Origin of the sequence: Kosakonia sacchari SP1, assembly GCF_000300455.3 — a bacterium.
Classification (GTDB): domain Bacteria; phylum Pseudomonadota; class Gammaproteobacteria; order Enterobacterales; family Enterobacteriaceae; genus Kosakonia; species Kosakonia sacchari.
In genome coordinates, this window is record NZ_CP007215.2 from 462,697 (window position 1) to 482,405 (window position 19,709).

The following is a 19,709-nucleotide window of genomic DNA, read 5'->3' on the forward strand; positions in this document are numbered from 1 at the left end:
TATACACGAATCCGCAACCCCGGAATGACAGGGAAAGCGAGGTTTTTAGCGCTATTTCAGACAATAAAAAAGGCGCTTTCCCATGCCGGTTAGCGCCTTTTTATCAATACAACCCACTGATTAAAAATCAGTTCATGCCGTATTTTTTCAGTTTTTTACGCAGCGTACCGCGGTTGATGCCCATCATCAGCGCCGCGCGGGTCTGATTACCACGGGTGTATTGCATCACCATGTCCAACAGTGGCTGTTCTACTTCAGCCAGTACCAGCTCATACAGGTCATTAACATCCTGACCATTCAGTTGAGCAAAATAGTTCTTCAGTGCCTGTTTTACCGAGTCACGGAGCGGTTTTTGGGTTACCTGATCCTGAGAGTTAACGGTAGAAACGGTCAGTACGTCAGAATTTACGCGTTGTTCGAACATAGTTCTGTCAGCTCTTTATTTCTGTTTACGCAAAATTTTCGAAGTATGCCTCCAACGCCTCCAGCTGTTCGCTGGCATTCTCAATGGCGTTGAATGTGCGCCGAAACTGGTCATTCGGAGCGTGCTCCTGGAGATACCAGGAGACGTGTTTGCGTGCGATTCGGTAACCTTTTGCCTGACCGTAAAAGTCATGCAGTTCCCGAACATGCGCGCAAAGCAAGCGCTTAACCTCTGCCAAAGGCAGCGGGGCCAGCAGCTCCCCAGTGTCCAGATAATGCTGGATTTCCCGGAAGATCCAGGGTCTTCCCTGAGCTGCGCGGCCTATCATCAGGGCATCCGCCCCTGTATAGTCGAGCACAGCTCTGGCTTTAAGCGGGTCAGTAATGTCGCCATTCGCGATAACCGGAATGGAAACTTTCTGCTTAACTGCCCGAATACTGTCGTACTCAGCGTCTCCATTGAACAAACAGGCGCGGGTGCGTCCATGAATGGTCAGAGCCTGAATACCACACTCTTCAGCCAGTTGGGCAATTTCTACGCAGTTACGGTGTTCTGGAGCCCAACCCGTGCGAATCTTCAGAGTGACAGGAACATCCACTGCATTAACTACCGAGGTCAGGATCGACTGCACCAGATCCGGGTATTGCAGCAGGGCGGAACCTGCAAGCTTGCGATTCACTTTTTTAGCCGGGCAACCCATATTGATATCAATAATCTGGGCGCCGCTTTCCACGTTAATACGTGCGGCTTCCGCCATTTCATCCGGGTCGCTGCCGGCAATTTGCACGGTGCGAATACCGGGTTCATCAATGTGCACCATCCGCAGTCGGGACTTGTCGCTTTCCCACACTTGTGGGTTAGAAGACATCATCTCGGATACGGTTAAACCGGCTCCCATCTCGTAGCACAACGTCCTAAATGGTCTGTCAGTAATGCCAGCCATTGGCGCTGCGATCAGGCGATTTCTGAGCTGGTGGTGTCCGATGCGCATGAGTTAAGAAATGACCATACTGTGACTGCAAGGCGGCGTATATTACGCATTTTTTGCACGAGATGAAAGGCCAAACTTTGAGCAATCCTCTGTTGTAGATCAAGGAATAGCCAGTCCACCGGAGCAATAAACGTATTAAATCATGTTTTTCATATGGTTATGCAAAAGATAAAAATTTCACATAACGCATAAATTCGCACAAGTTATCGTTTTTTCACGGGTGATAAGCGGCTGAACTGCTGTTTTTTCAGACAAAAATGACGATTTTTGCGAAGCTGCTCGCAATTTTCTCATCGGCATTTTGGCTGCTTTTTCGACAGTTCAGCGTGCTGGCTCCGCGAAACGTGGCTCACAGACCGCGTCCAGTTTTACCTTTTCTGTCCCGTAATACGGCACCACTCATCTTTCTCGACCACCGGGTCAAGAGTAAAGAGTTCTGTATAGGCTTCGCATACGCTGTCAGCCTGGCTGGCAAGGATACCAGAGAGCCCCAGCAAACCGCCCTCAACGGGCAATACGCTGATTAACGGTGCCAGTTCACGCAGAGGGCCAGCCAGGATATTGGCGACCACCACATCGGCTTTCATCGCGTCTGGCTGGTCTTTCGGCAAGTACAATTCGAGACGCTCAGAAACACCGTTGCGCTCGGCGTTGTCGCGGCTGGCCTGAATAGCTTGCGGATCAATATCAATACCGATTGCTTTCGCCGCACCCAGTTTCAGGGCGGCGATCGCAAGGATCCCGGAGCCGCAGCCAAAATCGATCACCGTTTTGCCGACAAGATCCAGTCCATCGAGCCATTGCAGACACAAAGAGGTGGTTGGGTGTGTGCCGGTGCCGAATGCCAGACCCGGATCGAGCATCACATTCACCGCATTCGCATCCGGCACGTCGCGCCAGCTCGGGCAGATCCACAGGCGTTCGCCAAAGCGCATCGGGTGGAAGTTATCCATCCATTCGCGCTCCCAGTCCTTATCTTCCAGTTGCTCAATTTTGTGGGCGAAACCTTCGCCGAGCAGCGGGTGAAAAGCGAGTTGGGCGACAACGTCCGCCATCTCGGTTTCCGCGTCAAACAGGCCGATAACGTCAGTATCGCCCCACAGACGGGTTTCACCCGGCAGCGGTTCAAATACGGGCGTGTCGTGCGTGTCCTGGAAGGTAATGGACACCGCGCCCGCTTCCATCAGAGCATCGCTCAAATCTTCTGCATTCGCGCCGGTGGTGTTTAGTTTCAGTTGGATCCAAGGCATGGCATAACTCTTTATTCATTAACAGAAATAGTCGGGGCCTGCGGCGCGGGTTGACCGAAACGGTTCCCGACAATGAAGGCCAGCAAACTTAACAGCAGCGAGGGCACAATCGGATGGAAGCCCAGGTACTGAATATTAAAGGTGGCGAGCACGGCATACAGCGCACCGCCAACAATCATGGCGCTGAGCGCGCCGGTGGAATTAGCGCGATCCCAGTAAAGACCCAGCACCAGCGGCCACAGGAATACCGCTTCAAGTCCACCAAACGCTAACAGGTTCAGCCAGATGATCATCTCTGGCGGACGCCATGCGGCCAGCATCATCAAAATGCCGAGCACCAGCGTTGTAATGGTGGAAATGCGTTTTAAGCGTGGCTCATGACGAATTTTAGTCGGCTGCGCGCTTAACCACAGATCTTTGATGATTGTCGCGGAAGCCTGCAACAGATGCGCGTTGACGTTGGACATGATCGCGGCCATCGGTGCGGCAAGGAACAACCCTGCGGCCCACGGTGGTAACACTTCGACCATTAGCGTGGGAATGACCTGATCCGGCACCGACAGATTCGGTAGCACAGCGCGGCCCAGCGCACCTGCCAGGTGCATTCCCAGCATCAACAACGCGATGACGATGGTGCCGATAATGATCCCACGGTGCACCGACTTGCTGTCTTTATACGAAATACAGCGCACAGCAGTATGCGGCAGACCGATAACGCCAAAACAGACCAGTACCCAAAAGGAGGTCATAAACGCCGGGGAAAGGATGTCGTGTGCGCCCTGCGGGCTCACCAGTTTCGGATCGATATGCTGCAAGGTATCAACGGCGTTAGATAAACCACCCGCTGCATGGATCACGCCGACCAGCAACACCAGCGTACCGATCAGCATCACCATGCCTTGCATGGTGTCGTTCAGGACGCTGGCGCGAAAACCGCCAAACGCCGTATACAACGCAATGGTAATGCCGAAGATAAGCAGGCCCGATTCGTATTTGATGCCAGCCGCCGTTTCCAGCAGACGCGCGCCGCCGATAAACTGCACGGCAATCGCACCGACAAAGGCCACCAGCAGGCTGACGCTGGCAATCCACACGACTGCGCGGCTCTGGTAGCGCGCCATCAGCATGTCGTTGAGCGTAATTGCATTGTAGCGACGCGCCAGAATTGCGAATTTCTTGCCGAGAATGCCCAGCGACAGCCAAATGGTGGGAACCTGGATCATCGCCAGCAGCACCCAGCCAAGGCCAAATTTGTATGCGGCGCCCGGCCCGCCAATAAACGAACTGGCGCTGACATAGGTTGCGGTCAGCGTCATCGCCAGCACAAATCCGCCCATGGAACGGTTACCGAGGAAGTATTCGCTCAGGAAAGTACCGCTGCTACGCTGGCGCATCGCATAGAAAGAGAGGCCGAAGACAACAATCAGGTAGATTATCAGCACGGCGATAATTTCAGTTTGCATCGTTATCCTCCAGAGAGATATCGCGGAAGATAAAGCGCACCATCGCCCAGCAAAGTAAAACAAATACCAGCGGCGTAAGCAGGCAGGCCAGTTCAAACCAACGCGGCAGCCCGGTGAAGCCCTGCTCTGTACCCGGTAGGTAAGCGCACACTAACCAGGCGGCAAGATAAAGAAGGGTCAGCCACAGCGCCCAGCGGGCTTCTTTGTGAGCCTGAACAAAACGGTTGTCCATTTTTGTCCCTTGTAAATGAAGAAAGCGGGGATTGTACCCTATGGGCAAGTTGAGGGGAGAGAAAAACAAAAAAGGCCGGAAGATCCGGCCTTTTGCGCTGATTGCAGATTATTTTTCCTGCAAACCGAGTTTTTTCTCCAGATAGTGGATGTTGGTGCCACCATGCTGGAAGTTCTCGTCGCTCATAATACGCATCTGCAAATCAACGTTGGTTTTGATCCCGTCGATAATCAGCTCCTGCAACGCATTCTTCATGCGCGCAATCGCCACATCGCGGCTCTCGCCGTAGCAGATAAGCTTGCCAATCATTGAATCGTAATACGGCGGTACAGTGTAACCGGCGTAAATATGCGATTCCCAGCGCACACCAAACCCACCAGGGGCATGGAAGCGGGTGATTTTGCCCGGGCTAGGCAGGAAGGTGTTTGGATCTTCGGCGTTAATACGGCATTCCACCGCATGGCCTTTCACCACAACTTCTTCTTGCTTAATGGACAGCGGCTGGCCGGCTGCGATACGCAGCTGTTCTTTGATCAGGTCTACGCCGGTAATCATTTCGGTAACCGGATGTTCAACCTGAATACGGGTGTTCATCTCGATGAAGTAGAACTCGCCGTTTTCGAACAGGAACTCAAACGTACCCGCTCCGCGATAGCCGATATCGACACAAGCTTTCGCACAACGCTCACCGATATAGCGACGCAGTTCCGGCGTGATGCCCGGTGCCGGTGCTTCTTCGACCACTTTCTGGTGGCGGCGCTGCATGGAGCAGTCGCGCTCTGCCAGATAGATAGCGTTGCCCTGACCATCGGCCAGCACCTGGATCTCGACGTGGCGAGGGTTTTCCAGGTATTTTTCCATGTACACCATGTCGTTGTTGAAAGCGGCTTTCGCTTCCGCACGCGTCATGCTGATGGACTGCGCCAGGTCGGCGTCTTTGCGCACCACGCGCATACCGCGACCGCCGCCGCCGCCGGAGGCTTTGATGATAACCGGGTAACCGATGCGCTTAGCATGGGCGCGGTTTGCATCCATATCGTCGCCCAGCGGGCCGTCTGAACCCGGCACGGTCGGAACGCCAGCTTTCTTCATGGCGGTGATTGCCGACACTTTGTCGCCCATCAGGCGGATGGTGTCAGCTTTCGGGCCGATGAAGATAAAGCCAGAACGCTCAACCTGCTCAGCAAAGTTGGCATTCTCAGAGAGGAAGCCATAACCCGGGTGAATCGCCACAGCGCCGGTGATTTCGGCGGCGGAGATAATTGCCGGGATATTCAGATAGCTTTTTACTGATGGTGCAGGACCGATACATACGGTCTCGTCAGCCAGCAGTACGTGTTTTAAATCGCGATCCGCAGTCGAGTGCACGGCGACAGTCTTGATGCCCAGTTCTTTACAGGCACGAAGAATACGCAGTGCAATCTCGCCGCGGTTAGCGATAACAATTTTATCCAGCATGTGCGCCTCGTTTACTCGATGACGACCAGCGGCTCGTCAAATTCAACCGGTTGGCCACTTTCCACCAGAATGGCTTTCACCACGCCTGATTTATCGGCTTCGATCTGGTTCATCATTTTCATGGCTTCAACGATGCACAGGGTATCGCCCACGTTGACTTTCTGGCCGATTTCGATAAACGCTTTCGCGTCCGGGCTCGGGGTGCGATAGAAGGTTCCGACCATCGGGGAACGTACGATGTGACCACTGATTTCCGCTGCGGCTGCAGGGGCTTCCGGCGCTGCGGTAGGTGCGACAGCGTTAGACAGGGCTGGCTGCTGTTGCATCATCGGCGCAGCATAAGCCTGCTGCATAACCGGGAAGCCAGCATTCGGCGCGCTGCGGCTGATGCGCACAGACTCTTCGCCTTCAGAAATTTCCAGTTCGGAGATGCCTGATTCTTCAACCAGCTCGATCAGTTTCTTAATCTTACGAATATCCATGAGTGGGTTCCGTACTCTTGTTTAGTGTGATTGTGACAGGCGTTTTACCGCCGTCTGTAAAGCGTATGAATAACCTTCCGCGCCCAGCCCGCAAATAACGCCCTCGGCGATATCTGACAGATACGAGTGGTGGCGGAATGGCTCCCGCGCATGCACGTTGGTCAGGTGGATCTCGATAAACGGGATGCCGACCGCCAGCAGTGCGTCGCGGATAGCAACACTGGTGTGCGTAAACGCGGCCGGATTGATCAGGATAAAGTCCATAATGTCTTTTGCCTGATGAATACGGTCGATGATTGCGTACTCCGCGTTTGACTGAAAATGCGCCAGTTCCACATCAAGCGCTGCCGCTTCGGTGTTCAAACCGTTAACAATCTCGCTAAGCGTAAGCGTGCCGTACTTATCCGGCTCACGGGTGCCAAGCATGTTCAGGTTCGGTCCGTTCAAAACTAATATGTGGAACTTGCCAGCCATTGTGCCGCTATCTCCTGCGATTCTCGGGTAAAAAACAAAATATACCTTCGATTCGCGATTGTCACCTTTTCAGAGGCTAAAAACCCCTGTCAGGAAAACCAAAGTCGCACATTATAACGATTTCGTAGCATTTGGCAGCAAAATACTGGTCTTATCAGGGAAGATTATCAACCACCGCCCGGAATCTGGCGGTGAATGATAGTAGATCTGCGGAGAACTGCACACAATGAGCGTATTAACGCCACCATTGGCGAAACTTTTTATAACGCCACGCTAACAGCCCAATCGCGGCAGCAGCGTACAGGATCGGCTGCGGTGACAAGATTTTCACTGACCAAAGGTAGTGAATCGGCGCGAGGATCGCTACCAGATAGACGAAATTGTGTAATTGTTGCCAGCGTTTGCCCAGCTTACGCTGCGCCCATTGCGTTGAGGTCAACGCTAATGCCAGCAAAATCAGCCAACTTACGGCGCCCAGCGTTAAGTAAGGGCGCGTTACCAGCTCTTGCCCTAATAATGAAAGATTATTGATACCCAATTCCAGCAAGGTATAGCTGGTCAGATGCAGCGTCGCCCAGGCAAAGCACCACAGCCCCAGCAAACGCCGGGTTCTGATCAATAGCGGTTGTTTCGCGTAGCGTGCGAGTGGTGCGATCAGCAAACTGGCGAGCAGGAATTTTAGCGCCATTCTGCCCGTAAAATGCTGGATGTCTTTTGCCGGATCGGCGCTGAAATAGCCCTGGTTCGCCGCCCAGAAAAGCCAAAGTAAAGGCAGCAGACCCGCCAGATGCAATGCGACTTTTAACCACGTCACCTGTTTTGCCGTTAAACGCACTCAGAAATTCTCCCGCAGATCTAACCCGTGATAAAGCGAAGCCACTTCTTCAGCGTAGCCATTAAATAGCAGCGTTGGCTGACGTTTTACATCCAGCGCGCCACCGGATCCAATAAAACGTTCCGTCGCTTGTGACCAGCGTGGGTGATCAACATGCGGGTTCACATTGGCATAGAAACCATATTCATCGGGTGCGGCAAGGTTCCAGGTCGTCGGTGGTCGTTTACTGGTGAGCTTGATACTGACTATCGATTTGATGCCTTTAAAGCCATATTTCCACGGTACAGTCAGGCGGATTGGCGCGCCGTTTTGCGGCGGCAGCGCTTTGCCATATACACCGACAGTAAGCAGCGTAAGTGGATGCATCGCTTCATCTATACGTAGCGCTTCAACATACGGGTATTTGAGGCCGCCGCCGATAAATCGGTCTTTTTGCCCAGGCATCTGATCCGGTGCGTACAGAGTCTGGAACGCGACATATTTGGCGTTGCTGGTGGGTTCAACTAACGCCAGCAGTTTATGCAGCGGGAAGCCGATCCACGGCACCACCATCGACCAGGCCTCAACGCAGCGCATCCGGTAGATTCGCTCTTCCAGCGGGAAACGCGAGGTCAGCGCTGCGTGATCGAGCGTCAACGGTTTCGCCACTTCACCATCAATCGTTAATGTCCAGGGATCGGTTTTCATTCCCCCGGCGTTGGCGGCAGGATCGGCTTTATCGAGGCCAAATTCATAGAAATTGTTATAGCCGGTGACTTTCTCTTCCGGCGTCAGCGGGAGAGAGGCTTTCCACTGCGCAGGTTGCGTAAAATCGAGCGGTTTTCCTGACGGCGCTTTTGGCCGGTCATGGCCTTTAAACCAGTCCAACAGATCGGCCCGCGCGCCGGGTGCCAGGGTCAGTGCCGAGGCGCTAATTCCCAGCATTTTCAGCACCTGGCGGCGCTGTAACATAAAAACGGATTCCGCAGTGACATCGGCTTCGGTTAGTTTTTTCTTCATCACATCCTCCGTTAGTCTCTCGTCAAGCATGGTGTAAGCGCAGCGTGAGCGCGAGCACGAGTGTGTTACCAAACATTGTAAATAGTCAGGTTAAGACATTTTTCAGGCTTATTGATTGTTGGCAAAAAATTTCTGAGGGCTATACTCGCAGGGATGAAACGCAGTGCCAGTTTTCCCCGCCGCCTGCACGCTATCCCGGGACGCGGGTAGACATCAAAGTTAGTACTTACTTCAATGACGTAACCCTGAGCGGTATCGTTTCGTTCTTTATACAAGCGGAGTTAACACAAGGATGCGATTAACGACGAAATTTTCAGCTTTTGTGACGCTACTGACAGGGTTGGCGTTTTTTGTCACCCTGATTGGGTGTTCACTGAGCTTCTATAACGCTATTCAAAACAAGGTTGCCAATCGTGTGGAAGCGGTGGCGGCAATTATTGATACGCGCCTGGTCTCAACGCCGGTTTCCCGGCTGTTGCCGCAGCTCAATGAATTGATGGTGCCGGTAGACATTATCGAGATTCAGATTAAGCAAGGCCGGCGCACAGTGCTCAGTTATGCGCATAACGGAAGTTATCGCCCGGCGGGCAGCAACTATCAATATCGGGAACTGCATATTCCCTCCCTGAAAAATCCCGGTTTCACCTTCACGCTGGTTTACCAGGATCCCATGGCGAATTACTTTCGTTCGCTGTTAACTACCGCGCCGCTGACGGTGGCGATCGGTTTTATGATAGTGATCCTCTTTCTTTCCGTTCGCTGGTTACGACGCCAGCTTTCCGGGCAGGAATTGCTGGAGACACGCGCGACGCGGATCCTCAACGGCGAGCGTGGGCCACAGGTTCGCGGCAGCATCTATGAGTGGCCATCCCGCACCAGTAGTGCGCTGGATGTGTTGCTGACCGATATTCAGTTTGCCAGCGATCAACGTAGCCGCATGGATACGCTTATTCGCTCCTACGCCGCGCAGGACAAGCGAACGGGCCTGAATAACCGCCTGTTTTTTGATAATCAGCTCGCCACGCTGCTGGAAGATCAGGAAAAAGTGGGCTCGCACGGCGTAGTGATGATGATCCGTTTGCCGGACTTTGATCTGCTGCGGGATAGCGGCGGAACCACCACCGAAGAGTATCTCTTTACGCTCATTAACCTGCTTTCTACCTTTATTATGCGTTATCCCGGCGCGTTACTGGCTCGCTACCATCGCAGCGACTTCGCCGTGCTGCTGCCGCATCGCACATTAAAGGAAGCGGAGAGCATCGCCGGGCAGATCCTGAAAGCGGTGGACGGGTTACCCCCGAATAAAACGCTGACCCGCGAAGACATTATGCACATTGGTATTTGTGCCTGGCGTAGCGGGCAAGCCGGTGTGCAAGTCATGGAGCATGCCGAAGCCGCAGCGCGCAACGCGGTGTTGCAGGGCGGAAACAGTTGGTCAGTCTACGACGACACATTGCCGGAGCAAGGGCGCGGAAATGTGCGCTGGCGAACGCTGATTGAGCAGATGCTGAGCCGCGGCGGGCCGCGCGTTTATCAGAAACCAGCGATTAACCGTGACGGCCAGGTTCACCACCGCGAACTGATGTGCCGCATATTCGACGGTGAACAAGAAGTGATTGCCGAAGAATATATGCCCATGGTGCAGCAGTTTGGCCTGGCTGAAGAGTATGACCGCCTGCAGGTGACGCGTCTGATTCCGTTTATGGGTTTTTGGCCGGAAGAAAACCTCGCCATGCAAATAACAGTGGAATCATTGATCCGCCCCCGTTTTCAGCGCTGGCTACGCGATATATTAATGCAGTGCGAAAAATCTCAACGTAAACGGATTATTTTTGAACTTGCTGAGGCGGATGTTTGTCAACATATCAGCCGGTTACAGTCGGTGGTGCGTTTAATCAATGCATTAGGTGCCCGCGTAGTGGTCAATCAGGCGGGTCTGACGTTGGTGAGCACCAGTTGGATTAAAGCGTTGGATGTTGAGTTATTAAAGCTGCATCCGGGGCTGGTCAGGAACATTGAAAAGCGCACCGAAAACCAGCTTCTGGTGCAGAGCCTCGTGGAAGCGTGCAAAGGCACGCGAACGCGAGTTTTCGCGACTGGCGTTCGCTCTCGTGGCGAATGGCAGACGCTGGTGGAACGGGGTGTTGCGGGTGGGCAGGGCGATTTCATCGCGGCTTCCCAACCGCTCGATACCAATGTGAAAAAATATTCGCAAAGATACTCGGTTTGAACTGCTGTTTAAGTCGTTTTCACGTAGAATAACGCGCGCTGCCATGTTTGGGGGTGTGCGTGCCTGCCCGCCGGATTATCGCAGTGAACAAAGCCGGTTTGTCCTTATGAAAAACTGCAAACGCAACAGGCTGGAAGATGGGCTTTTTTTACTTCCAGGCAGATTCATGTCGTTTTGCAACAAAGGAAACAAACTGCACTAATTTTCACCGTAGCAGATGATTCTTATGCCTTGTCGCTGCTACGTGTGGTTGGTAAAGTAAGCGGATTTTGTTTCCGCCCCAGCTTTCAGGATTATCCCTTAGTATGTTGAAAAAATTTCGTGGCATGTTTTCCAATGACCTGTCCATTGACCTGGGTACCGCGAATACCCTGATTTATGTAAAAGGACAAGGCATCGTACTGAATGAGCCTTCCGTGGTGGCCATTCGCCAGGATCGTGCCGGTTCACCGAAAAGTGTGGCCGCCGTCGGTCATGAAGCGAAACAGATGCTTGGTCGTACGCCGGGCAATATCGCTGCCATCCGCCCGATGAAAGACGGCGTCATCGCCGACTTCTTCGTGACCGAAAAAATGCTTCAGCACTTTATCAAACAAGTGCACAGCAACAGCTTTATGCGTCCGAGTCCGCGTGTTCTGGTTTGTGTGCCGGTTGGCGCCACCCAGGTTGAACGCCGCGCTATTCGTGAATCCGCGCAGGGCGCTGGTGCTCGTGAAGTATTCCTGATTGAAGAACCGATGGCGGCCGCAATCGGCGCTGGCTTACCGGTTTCTGAAGCGACTGGTTCAATGGTGGTGGATATCGGTGGCGGTACCACTGAAGTTGCCGTTATCTCCCTGAATGGCGTGGTTTACTCCTCTTCTGTTCGTATCGGCGGTGACCGCTTCGATGAAGCTATCATTAATTACGTGCGCCGTAACTACGGCTCCCTGATTGGTGAAGCGACTGCAGAACGTATCAAGCACGAAATTGGCTCTGCGTACCCGGGCGATGAAGTGCGTGAAATCGAAGTGCGTGGCCGTAACCTGGCTGAAGGTGTTCCGCGTGGTTTCACGCTGAATTCCAACGAAATTCTGGAAGCGCTGCAGGAACCACTGACAGGTATCGTGAGCGCAGTTATGGTTGCGCTGGAACAGTGCCCGCCGGAACTGGCTTCTGATATCTCCGAGCGCGGTATGGTATTGACCGGTGGTGGCGCGTTGCTGCGTAACCTTGACCGCCTGTTGATGGAAGAAACGGGTATTCCAGTTGTAGTTGCAGAAGATCCACTGACTTGCGTAGCGCGCGGCGGCGGCAAGGCGCTGGAAATGATCGACATGCACGGCGGCGACTTGTTCAGCGAAGAATAGTCCGCGTCAGATGCGAAGCGTATTGTCGCTTCGCATCTGTCTGGCCTGAGAATACGCAAAGCCTATGAAGCCAATTTTTAGCCGTGGCCCGTCACTGCAGATTCGCCTTTTTCTGGCGGTTGTGGTGGCGCTCGGAGTCATTATTGCCGACAGCCGCCTCGGTACGTTCAGTCAAATCAGAACGTACATGGATACTGCCGTCAGTCCTTTCTATTTTATTTCCAATGGTCCCCGCGAATTATTAGATAACGTTTCCCAGACGTTGGCGTCGCGCGACCAGCTTGAGCTTGAAAACCGGGCATTGCGTCAGGAACTGCTGCTAAAAAACAGTGAACTGCTGATGTTAGGGCAGTACAAGCAGGAGAACGCGCGCCTGCGTGAACTGCTGGGTTCACCGCTGCGTCAGGATGAGCAGAAAATGGTTACCCAGGTTATCTCGACGGTTAACGATCCTTACAGCGATCAGGTGGTTATCGACAAAGGCAGCGCGAACGGCGTCTATGAAGGCCAGCCGGTGATCAGCGATAAAGGCGTTGTCGGCCAGGTTGTCGCGGTAGCGAAGCTCACCAGCCGCGTCCTGTTGATTTGCGATGCCACTCATGCGCTGCCGATTCAGGTGCTGCGTAACGATATCCGCGTGATTGCTGCCGGTAACGGCTGCACAGACGATCTGCAACTCGAACATTTACCGGCGAATACGGATATTCGCGTTGGCGATGTGCTGGTGACGTCAGGTCTGGGCGGGCGTTTTCCGGAAGGGTACCCGGTTGCGGTGGTTTCGTCGGTTAAGCTGGATACGCAGCGTGCCTACACCGTGATTCAGGCGCGTCCAACCGCAGGCCTGCAACGTTTGCGTTACCTGTTGTTGCTGTGGGGCGCGGATCGTAACGGGACTAACCCAAGAACACCGGAAGATGTGCATCGTGTGGCGAACGAACGTCTGCTGCAGATGATGCCGCAGGTACTTCCTTCTCCTGATGCGATGGGGCCGCCTGCGCCAATGCCCGCTCCGGCGACTGGCATTACGCAGCCGCCGCCGCAAGTCTCTCCGGGAGGGCAATAGTGGCAAGTTATCGTAGCCAGGGGCGCTGGGTTATCTGGCTCTCGTTTTTAATTGCACTGTTGCTTCAAATCATGCCCTGGCCGGATGAGATCATCGTCTACCGGCCAAACTGGGTGTTGCTCATTTTGCTTTACTGGATCCTCGCGCTGCCGCACCGCGTAAATGTTGGCACGGGTTTCGCGATGGGTGCCATACTGGATCTGATTAGCGGATCCACCCTCGGTGTACGCGCGCTGTCGTTAAGTATCGTCGCCTATCTGGTCGCACTGAAATTTCAGTTGTTCCGTAATCTGGCGCTCTGGCAACAGGCGCTGGTGGTGATGCTGTTGTCGCTGGCGACAGAAGTGATTGTCTTCTGGGCGGAGTTTCTGGTGATTAACGTTTCGTTTAAACCAGAAATTTTCTGGAGCAGCCTGGTCAATGGCGTGCTCTGGCCGTGGCTTTTCCTGTTAATGCGTAAGATCCGCCAGCAGTTTGCGGTGCAATAAGGCTTTTATGACAGATATCTGGCTTGCTTCCGGTTCTCCTCGTCGCCAGGAGTTGCTCACACAACTGGGCGTCACTTTCACGCGTATTGTTCCGGGTATTGAGGAACAGCGTCAGGCGCAGGAGAGCGCCCGCCAGTACGTGTTGCGCCTCGCGCGCGAAAAAGCGCAGGCCGGTGTGGCGATGGCCACAAGCGATCGGCCTGTGCTGGGCGCGGACACGATCGTTATATTTAATGGTGAAGTGCTTGAAAAACCAAAAGACTCCTCGCATGCTGCCAGTATGCTGCGCCTGCTTTCCGGGCAAACGCATCAGGTGATGACGGCAGTGGCGTTGGCAGATAGCCAGCATGTGCTCGATTGTCTGGTGGAAACTGAAGTGACTTTCAGAGTGTTATCGGAAAAGGATATTGCCGATTACGTCGCCAGCGGGGAACCGCTGGATAAAGCCGGTGCTTATGGCATTCAGGGGCTGGGTGGCTGTTTCGTGAGAAAAATAAACGGTAGTTATCATGCCGTTGTGGGTTTACCGCTGGTGGAAACCTGGGAATTGCTGAGCAATTTTAACGCACTGCGCGAGGGAAAAGATAATCATGACGGCTGAATTGTTGGTCAACGTTACTCCATCGGAAACACGCGTCGCTTATATTGACGGCGGCATTCTGCAGGAAATTCACATCGAGCGCGAAGCACGGCGCGGGATAGTAGGCAATATCTACAAAGGTCGGGTTAGCCGGGTTCTACCGGGCATGCAGGCGGCTTTTGTAGATATTGGTCTGGAAAAGGCGGCGTTTCTTCACGCCTCCGACATTATGCCGCATACCGAATGCGTTGCCGGGGAAGAGCAAAAAAACTTCACCGTGCGCGACATCTCCGAGCTTGTCCGTCAGGGGCAGGATTTAATGGTGCAGGTGGTGAAAGATCCGCTGGGTACTAAAGGTGCGCGCCTGACCACGGATATCACACTGCCATCCCGTTATCTGGTCTTTATGCCGGGTGCTTCGCATGTCGGTGTTTCCCAGCGTATTGAGAGTGAAGCCGAGCGCGAGCGCCTGAAACAGGTTGTTGCGGCGTATTGCGACGAGCAGGGCGGGTTTATCATTCGCACTGCGGCTGAAGGCGTATGCGAAGAGGATCTTGCCTCCGATGCGGCGTACCTCAAGCGCGTCTGGACGAAGGTGATGGAGCGCAAAAAGCGCCAACAAAGCCGCTGCAAACTGTACGGCGAACTGGCGCTGGCGCAGCGTGTGCTGCGCGATTTCGCCGATGCTCACCTGGATCGTATCCGTGTGGATTCGCGTCTGACGTTTGAAGCGCTACTGGAGTTCACGGCGGAATACATTCCTGAGATGACCAGCAAGCTCGAACACTACAGCGGCCGCCAGCCGATTTTCGATCTTTACGATGTAGAGAACGAAATTCAGCGTGCGCTGGAGCGCAAAGTGGAGCTGAAGTCCGGCGGCTATCTGATCATCGATCAAACCGAAGCGATGACCACCGTTGATATCAACACCGGTGCGTTTGTCGGTCATCGCAATCTTGATGACACCATCTTCAACACCAACATTGAAGCCACGCAGGCCATTGCCCGCCAGCTGCGCTTACGCAATCTGGGCGGCATTATCATCATCGATTTTATCGATATGAATAATGACGATCACCGCCGTCGCGTGCTGCACTCGCTGGAGCAAGCGCTGAGCAAAGATCGGGTCAAGACCAGCATTAACGGTTTCTCCCAGCTTGGTTTGGTCGAGATGACGCGCAAACGCACACGCGAAAGCGTGGAACATGTTCTCTGCAATGAATGCCCCACCTGTCATGGCCGTGGCACCGTTAAAACGGTGGAAACCGTGTGCTATGAAATCATGCGCGAGATTGTTCGCGTGCATCATGCTTATGATTCCGATCGCTTCCTGGTTTACGCTTCCCCGGCGGTGGCGGAAGCCCTGAAAGGTGAAGAGTCGCACGCGCTGGCGGAGGTGGAAATCTTCGTTGGCAAGCAGGTAAAAGTGCAAATCGAGCCGCTCTATAATCAGGAGCAGTTTGACGTCGTAATGATGTAATTCGCAGCGTGCTGCGACATGAGCGAGTCTGGGTTTGGTTGACAAGGAGAGAGGCGTGAGGCGACTGCCGGGGATATTGCTGCTTACAGGCGCGACGCTGATTGTTATCGCGGCGCTGTTGGTAAGTGGGCTGCGCCTTGTTCTGCCCCATCTGGATAGCTGGCGTGAGCCCATTCTGGCGCGGATCACCGCACAAACCGGCGTTCCTGTCTCGGCCAGCCAGATACAGGCGCGCTGGGAAAATTTCGGTCCTGAACTGGACGTGCGCGACATTAACGCGATGCTGCCCGATGGTGGCGAGCTGTCGGTCAAACGCGTGACGCTGGCGCTGGATGTCTGGCAAAGCCTGCTGCACATGCGCTGGCAGTTCCGCAATCTCACCTTTTACCAGCTGGTTGCGCACAGTAATACCCCGCTACAACGCAATGACACCGGCGAACCTATCACCACGGATCGCATCAGCGATCTGTTTTTGCGCCAGTTCGATCACTTTGATCTGCGCGACAGCCGCATCAGTTTCTTAACGCTCTCCGGACAGCGCGCTGAGCTGGCGATCCCGCAACTTACCTGGCTTAACGGCAACGATCGTCACCGTGCGGAAGGGCAAGTCAGCCTGTCGAGCCTCACCGGTCAGCACGGCATTATGCAGGTGCGTATGGATCTGCGTGACGACAATGGTCTGCTGAACAATGGGCGGGTGTGGTTGCAGGCGGACGACATTGATGTCAAACCCTGGCTCGCCAAATGGATGCAGGATAAGGTCGCGCTGGATTCCGCGCGCTTCAGCCTTGAAGGCTGGATGACATTAAGCAAAGGCGTGGTGGAAAGCGGTGATGTATGGCTGAAAAAAGGCGGTGCCAGCTGGCAGGGCAATAATACGCAGCACCGCATGACGGTGGATAACCTTACCGCCCATGTTTCGCGTCAGCAGCAAGGCTGGCAGTTTGATGTACCGGTAACGCGCATCGCGATTGATGACCATCCCTGGCCGCAGGGCGCGCTGAGTTTTGCCTGGGTTCCGGCGCAGGAAGTGGGCGGTGCCAGCAGCGTGCGCAGCGATGAACTGCGCGTTCGTGCCAGTAACCTTGAGCTCAGTGGTTTAGAGGGGCTGCTGCCGATTGCGCAGAAAATCTCCCCGGAACTGTATGACATCTGGCATACCATGCAGCCTCGCGGCAAGCTGGAGCAGCTGGCGCTGGATATCCCTTTGCAGGCGACTGAAAAAACGCGCTTCCACGCCCAGTGGCAGGATATTGCCTGGCAACAGTGGGAATTGCTGCCCGGTGTTGAACACCTCAGTGGAACGCTTGCCGGCAGTGTGGAGAATGGACGCTTAACCGCCGATATCGCACAGGCGAAGATGCCCTATAAGACGGTGTTTCCCGCGCCGCTGGAGATTGAAAAAGGCGTTGCCACGCTGAACTGGCAGAATAACGAACACGGCTTCCAGTTGGACGGGCGCAATATCGACGTTCAGGCCAATGCCCTGCGCGCGCGCGGTGATTTCCGCTATCTGCAGCCGCAAGGTGATGAGCCCTGGTTGGGTATCCTGGCTGGTATCAATGTGACGGATGCCGGGCAAGCCTGGCGTTACTTCCCGGAAAATTTGATGGGCAAAGCGCTGGTAGCGTATCTGAGCTCGTCGATCAAAGGCGGGCAGACGCAAGATGCCACGCTGCTGTTTGGCGGTAATCCGAAGCTCTTCCCGTTTAAGCACAACGAAGGCCAGTTTGAAGTCTCTGTGCCGCTGCGCAACGCGACTTTTGCTTTCCAGCCGGACTGGCCGGCGCTGCAAAACCTCGATATCGATCTCGACTTCCTCAACGATGGCTTGTGGATGAAAAGCAGTAAAGTGGCGTTGGGCGGTGTAACGGCCAGCAATCTGACCGCCAACATCCCGGATTACGTCAAAGAGAAGCTGCTGATTGACGCGGACATTAACGGGCCGGGCAAAGCCGTTGGGCCCTATTTCAAAGAGACGCCGCTGCACGATACGCTGGGCAGCGCGCTGGATGAACTGCAAATTGATGGCGATGTAAGCGCTCGCTTACATCTTGATATCCCGCTGGACGGGGAGCAGACCGTCGCCAAAGGTGACGTGGCGTTGAACAACAACAGCCTGTTTATCAGGCCGCTTAACAGCACACTGAAGAACCTCAGCGGCAAATTCAGCTTCGAGAACGGTACGCTGAAAAGTGAACCGCTACAGGCAACCTGGTTTAACCAACCAGTGAACCTTGATTTCTCCACCACCGAGGGAGATAAAGCCTATCAGGTGGCGGTGAATCTCAACGGGAACTGGCAACCGGCAAAAACCGGTGTTTTACCTCCACAACTTAATGATGCGTTGCGCGGCAGCATCGCATGGAAAGGCGATGTTGGCGTTGAGTTGCCGCACCGTGGCGGTACCACTTATAAGGTCAATATTGACGGCGATTTGGGCAGCCTTGCCAGCACGTTACCGCCGCCGCTGGATAAACCCGCAGGCAAGGCATTGCCGTTGAAGGTGAAGGTAGAAGGGAACCTGCACAGTTTCGATTTAACCGGTAATGCCGGTGGTAACAACCATTTTAACAGCCGCTGGTTGCTGAATAATAAGCTGACGCTCGATCGCGGGATCTGGACCTCAGACAGCCGTACACTGCCGCCGCTGCCGGAGCAGGCCGGGCTTGAACTCAACTTGCCGCCAATGAACGGTGCGCAGTGGCTGGGCCTGTTCAGACAGGGCGTGGCAAATAATGTCAGTAGTGCCACCACCTTCCCACAGAGCATTACGCTGCGTACGCCAGCTCTGACGCTGGGCGGACAGCAGTGGAATAACCTCAGCATTGTTTCGCAGCCGCAAGATTCAGGTTCGACCATTGAAGCGCAGGGGCGTGAAATCAGCGGTACGTTGACGATCCATGATAATGCGCCGTGGCAGGCCGCGATCCGCTACCTCTACTACAACCCGTCGAACGCGCCACCGGACGATAACGATATCTCTTCCCCTTCAACGCTGTTGCGCGGCCAGACGCGGGTGGACTTTACCGGCTGGCCGGATTTGCAACTGCGCTGTGCGGAGTGCTGGCTGTGGGGGCAAAAATATGGCCGCATCGATGGTGATTTCGCCATTCAGGGCGATACGCTGACGCTGGCAAACGGCCTGGTGGACAGCGGCACTGCGCGGCTTACCGCCGATGGTGAATGGGTCAATCGTGAAGGCGCGGAGCGTACTTCACTGAAAGGTGTGCTGCGCGGCGAGAAAATTGATTCCGCAATGGGCTTCTTTGGCGTACCGACGCCGGTGCGTGATTCGTCGTTTGATATTAATTATGACCTGCACTGGCGCAGCACTCCGTGGCAACCGCAGGAAGAGTCACTTAATGGCATCCTGCGTACGCGTCTTGGCAAAGGCAAAATTACCGATATCAGCACCGGCCATGCCGGGCAGTTGCTACGCTTGTTCAGCGTCGACTCGCTGTGGCGTAAATTGCGTTTTGACTTCAGCGATACCTTCAGTAGTGAGGGGTTCTGGTTTGATTCCATTCGCAGCACGGCGTGGATCAAAGACGGTGTGCTGCATACCGACGATACGCTGGTGGACGGCCTGGAGGCGGATATCGCCATGAAAGGCTCGGTGAATTTAGTGCGCCGCGAGCTGGATATGGAAGCGGTGGTTGCGCCAGAAATATCCGCGACTGTCGGTGTGGCGGCGGCCTTTGCCGTTAACCCGATTGTCGGTGCGGCGGTGTTTGCCGCCAGCAAAGTGCTGGGACCACTGTGGAACAAAGTCTCGATTCTGCGCTACCGCATTACCGGCCCGGTTGATCAGCCGCAAATCAACGAAGTCCTGCGCCAGCCGCGTACGGACAAAAAGCAATGATTTGACGGCATCGGCGAATTGCCTCAAGCTCCTTGTATCGCACTTT

At 54.4% G+C, this 19,709-nt stretch carries 17 protein-coding genes; 7 read left to right on the forward strand and 10 right to left on the reverse strand.

The window, feature by feature from the left end:
- Positions 1 to 127: 127 nt before the first annotated feature.
- The 10 genes from fis to msrP all read right to left on the reverse strand — a co-directional run bounded on the left by fis (position 128) and on the right by msrP (position 8,611).
- Complete coding sequence (gene fis / locus C813_RS25230) at positions 128 to 424, reverse strand: DNA-binding transcriptional regulator Fis (RefSeq protein WP_000462905.1); 297 nt, start codon at positions 422 to 424, stop codon at positions 128 to 130.
- 25 nt (positions 425 to 449) lie between these two features.
- Positions 450 to 1,415 (reverse strand): tRNA dihydrouridine synthase DusB, encoded by a 966-nt coding sequence (gene dusB, locus C813_RS25235; RefSeq protein WP_017457279.1) that lies wholly within the window; start codon positions 1,413 to 1,415, stop codon positions 450 to 452.
- Between the two features lie 368 nt (positions 1,416 to 1,783).
- Positions 1,784 to 2,665, reverse strand: a complete 882-nt coding sequence (gene prmA / locus C813_RS25240) for a 50S ribosomal protein L11 methyltransferase (protein WP_017457280.1) — start codon at positions 2,663 to 2,665, stop codon at positions 1,784 to 1,786.
- An 11-nt stretch (positions 2,666 to 2,676) separates the two neighbouring features.
- Positions 2,677 to 4,128: a sodium/pantothenate symporter gene (panF, locus tag C813_RS25245; RefSeq protein WP_017457281.1), complete on the reverse strand. Its 1,452-nt coding sequence runs from the start codon at positions 4,126 to 4,128 to the stop codon at positions 2,677 to 2,679.
- On the reverse strand, positions 4,118 to 4,360 hold the full coding sequence (locus C813_RS25250; protein WP_017457282.1) for a YhdT family protein: 243 nt from the start codon (positions 4,358 to 4,360) through the stop codon (positions 4,118 to 4,120). The genes panF and C813_RS25250 overlap by 11 nt, the downstream gene beginning before the upstream one ends.
- 108 nt (positions 4,361 to 4,468) lie before the next feature.
- Positions 4,469 to 5,818, reverse strand: coding sequence for an acetyl-CoA carboxylase biotin carboxylase subunit (gene accC, locus C813_RS25255; protein ID WP_017457283.1), 1,350 nt, complete (start codon positions 5,816 to 5,818; stop codon positions 4,469 to 4,471).
- 11 nt (positions 5,819 to 5,829) lie between these two features.
- Positions 5,830 to 6,300 carry an acetyl-CoA carboxylase biotin carboxyl carrier protein gene (gene accB, locus C813_RS25260; protein ID WP_017457284.1) on the reverse strand — a complete coding sequence of 157 codons (471 nt, stop codon included), beginning with the start codon at positions 6,298 to 6,300 and terminating at the stop codon, positions 5,830 to 5,832.
- A gap of 21 nt (positions 6,301 to 6,321) precedes the next feature.
- Positions 6,322 to 6,774 (reverse strand): type II 3-dehydroquinate dehydratase, encoded by a 453-nt coding sequence (aroQ, locus tag C813_RS25265; RefSeq protein WP_017457285.1) that lies wholly within the window; start codon positions 6,772 to 6,774, stop codon positions 6,322 to 6,324.
- A 235-nt stretch (positions 6,775 to 7,009) separates the two neighbouring features.
- Entirely contained in the window at positions 7,010 to 7,609 is a 600-nt protein-coding gene (msrQ, locus tag C813_RS25270; RefSeq protein ID WP_017457286.1) for a protein-methionine-sulfoxide reductase heme-binding subunit MsrQ, read from the reverse strand.
- On the reverse strand, positions 7,610 to 8,611 hold the full coding sequence (gene msrP / locus C813_RS25275) for a protein-methionine-sulfoxide reductase catalytic subunit MsrP (RefSeq protein WP_025263820.1): 1,002 nt from the start codon (positions 8,609 to 8,611) through the stop codon (positions 7,610 to 7,612).
- A 289-nt stretch (positions 8,612 to 8,900) separates the two neighbouring features.
- Here msrP and csrD point away from each other — a divergent pair, with 289 nt between their 5' ends.
- From csrD to yhdP, 7 genes are all read left to right on the forward strand, one after another.
- The gene (csrD, locus tag C813_RS25280) at positions 8,901 to 10,838 is read left to right on the forward strand and encodes an RNase E specificity factor CsrD (RefSeq protein ID WP_017457288.1); all 1,938 of its coding nucleotides are present in this window, start codon (positions 8,901 to 8,903) and stop codon (positions 10,836 to 10,838) included.
- 305 nt (positions 10,839 to 11,143) lie between these two features.
- A complete protein-coding gene (gene mreB / locus C813_RS25285; protein ID WP_006818047.1) occupies positions 11,144 to 12,187 on the forward strand; it encodes a rod shape-determining protein MreB in 1,044 nt (347 codons plus the stop codon).
- Between the two features lie 64 nt (positions 12,188 to 12,251).
- Positions 12,252 to 13,250: a rod shape-determining protein MreC gene (gene mreC, locus C813_RS25290; protein WP_017457289.1), complete on the forward strand. Its 999-nt coding sequence runs from the start codon at positions 12,252 to 12,254 to the stop codon at positions 13,248 to 13,250.
- Positions 13,250 to 13,738 (forward strand): rod shape-determining protein MreD, encoded by a 489-nt coding sequence (gene mreD / locus C813_RS25295; protein ID WP_017457290.1) that lies wholly within the window; start codon positions 13,250 to 13,252, stop codon positions 13,736 to 13,738. The genes mreC and mreD overlap by 1 nt, the downstream gene beginning before the upstream one ends.
- A 7-nt stretch (positions 13,739 to 13,745) precedes the next feature.
- Positions 13,746 to 14,339, forward strand: a complete 594-nt coding sequence (locus C813_RS25300) for a Maf family protein (protein WP_017457291.1) — start codon at positions 13,746 to 13,748, stop codon at positions 14,337 to 14,339.
- The gene (gene rng, locus C813_RS25305) at positions 14,329 to 15,798 is read left to right on the forward strand and encodes a ribonuclease G (RefSeq protein WP_017457292.1); all 1,470 of its coding nucleotides are present in this window, start codon (positions 14,329 to 14,331) and stop codon (positions 15,796 to 15,798) included. The genes C813_RS25300 and rng overlap by 11 nt, the downstream gene beginning before the upstream one ends.
- A gap of 55 nt (positions 15,799 to 15,853) precedes the next feature.
- Entirely contained in the window at positions 15,854 to 19,663 is a 3,810-nt protein-coding gene (yhdP, locus tag C813_RS25310) for an AsmA2 domain-containing protein YhdP (RefSeq protein WP_017457293.1), read from the forward strand.
- Positions 19,664 to 19,709: the final 46 nt, after the last annotated feature.

Coding starts and splice junctions, on each gene's coding strand:
- accC (WP_017457283.1), bottom strand. CDS start 5,818: ATGCTGGATAAAATTGTTATCGCTAACCGCGGCGAGATTGCACTGCGT.
- panF (WP_017457281.1), bottom strand. CDS start 4,128: ATGCAAACTGAAATTATCGCCGTGCTGATAATCTACCTGATTGTTGTC.
- fis (WP_000462905.1), bottom strand. CDS start 424: ATGTTCGAACAACGCGTAAATTCTGACGTACTGACCGTTTCTACCGTT.
- C813_RS25250 (WP_017457282.1), bottom strand. CDS start 4,360: ATGGACAACCGTTTTGTTCAGGCTCACAAAGAAGCCCGCTGGGCGCTG.
- aroQ (WP_017457285.1), bottom strand. CDS start 6,774: ATGGCTGGCAAGTTCCACATATTAGTTTTGAACGGACCGAACCTGAAC.
- mreC (WP_017457289.1), top strand. CDS start 12,252: ATGAAGCCAATTTTTAGCCGTGGCCCGTCACTGCAGATTCGCCTTTTT.
- prmA (WP_017457280.1), bottom strand. CDS start 2,665: ATGCCTTGGATCCAACTGAAACTAAACACCACCGGCGCGAATGCAGAA.
- rng (WP_017457292.1), top strand. CDS start 14,329: ATGACGGCTGAATTGTTGGTCAACGTTACTCCATCGGAAACACGCGTC.
- csrD (WP_017457288.1), top strand. CDS start 8,901: ATGCGATTAACGACGAAATTTTCAGCTTTTGTGACGCTACTGACAGGG.
- dusB (WP_017457279.1), bottom strand. CDS start 1,415: ATGCGCATCGGACACCACCAGCTCAGAAATCGCCTGATCGCAGCGCCA.
- mreB (WP_006818047.1), top strand. CDS start 11,144: ATGTTGAAAAAATTTCGTGGCATGTTTTCCAATGACCTGTCCATTGAC.
- C813_RS25300 (WP_017457291.1), top strand. CDS start 13,746: ATGACAGATATCTGGCTTGCTTCCGGTTCTCCTCGTCGCCAGGAGTTG.
- accB (WP_017457284.1), bottom strand. CDS start 6,300: ATGGATATTCGTAAGATTAAGAAACTGATCGAGCTGGTTGAAGAATCA.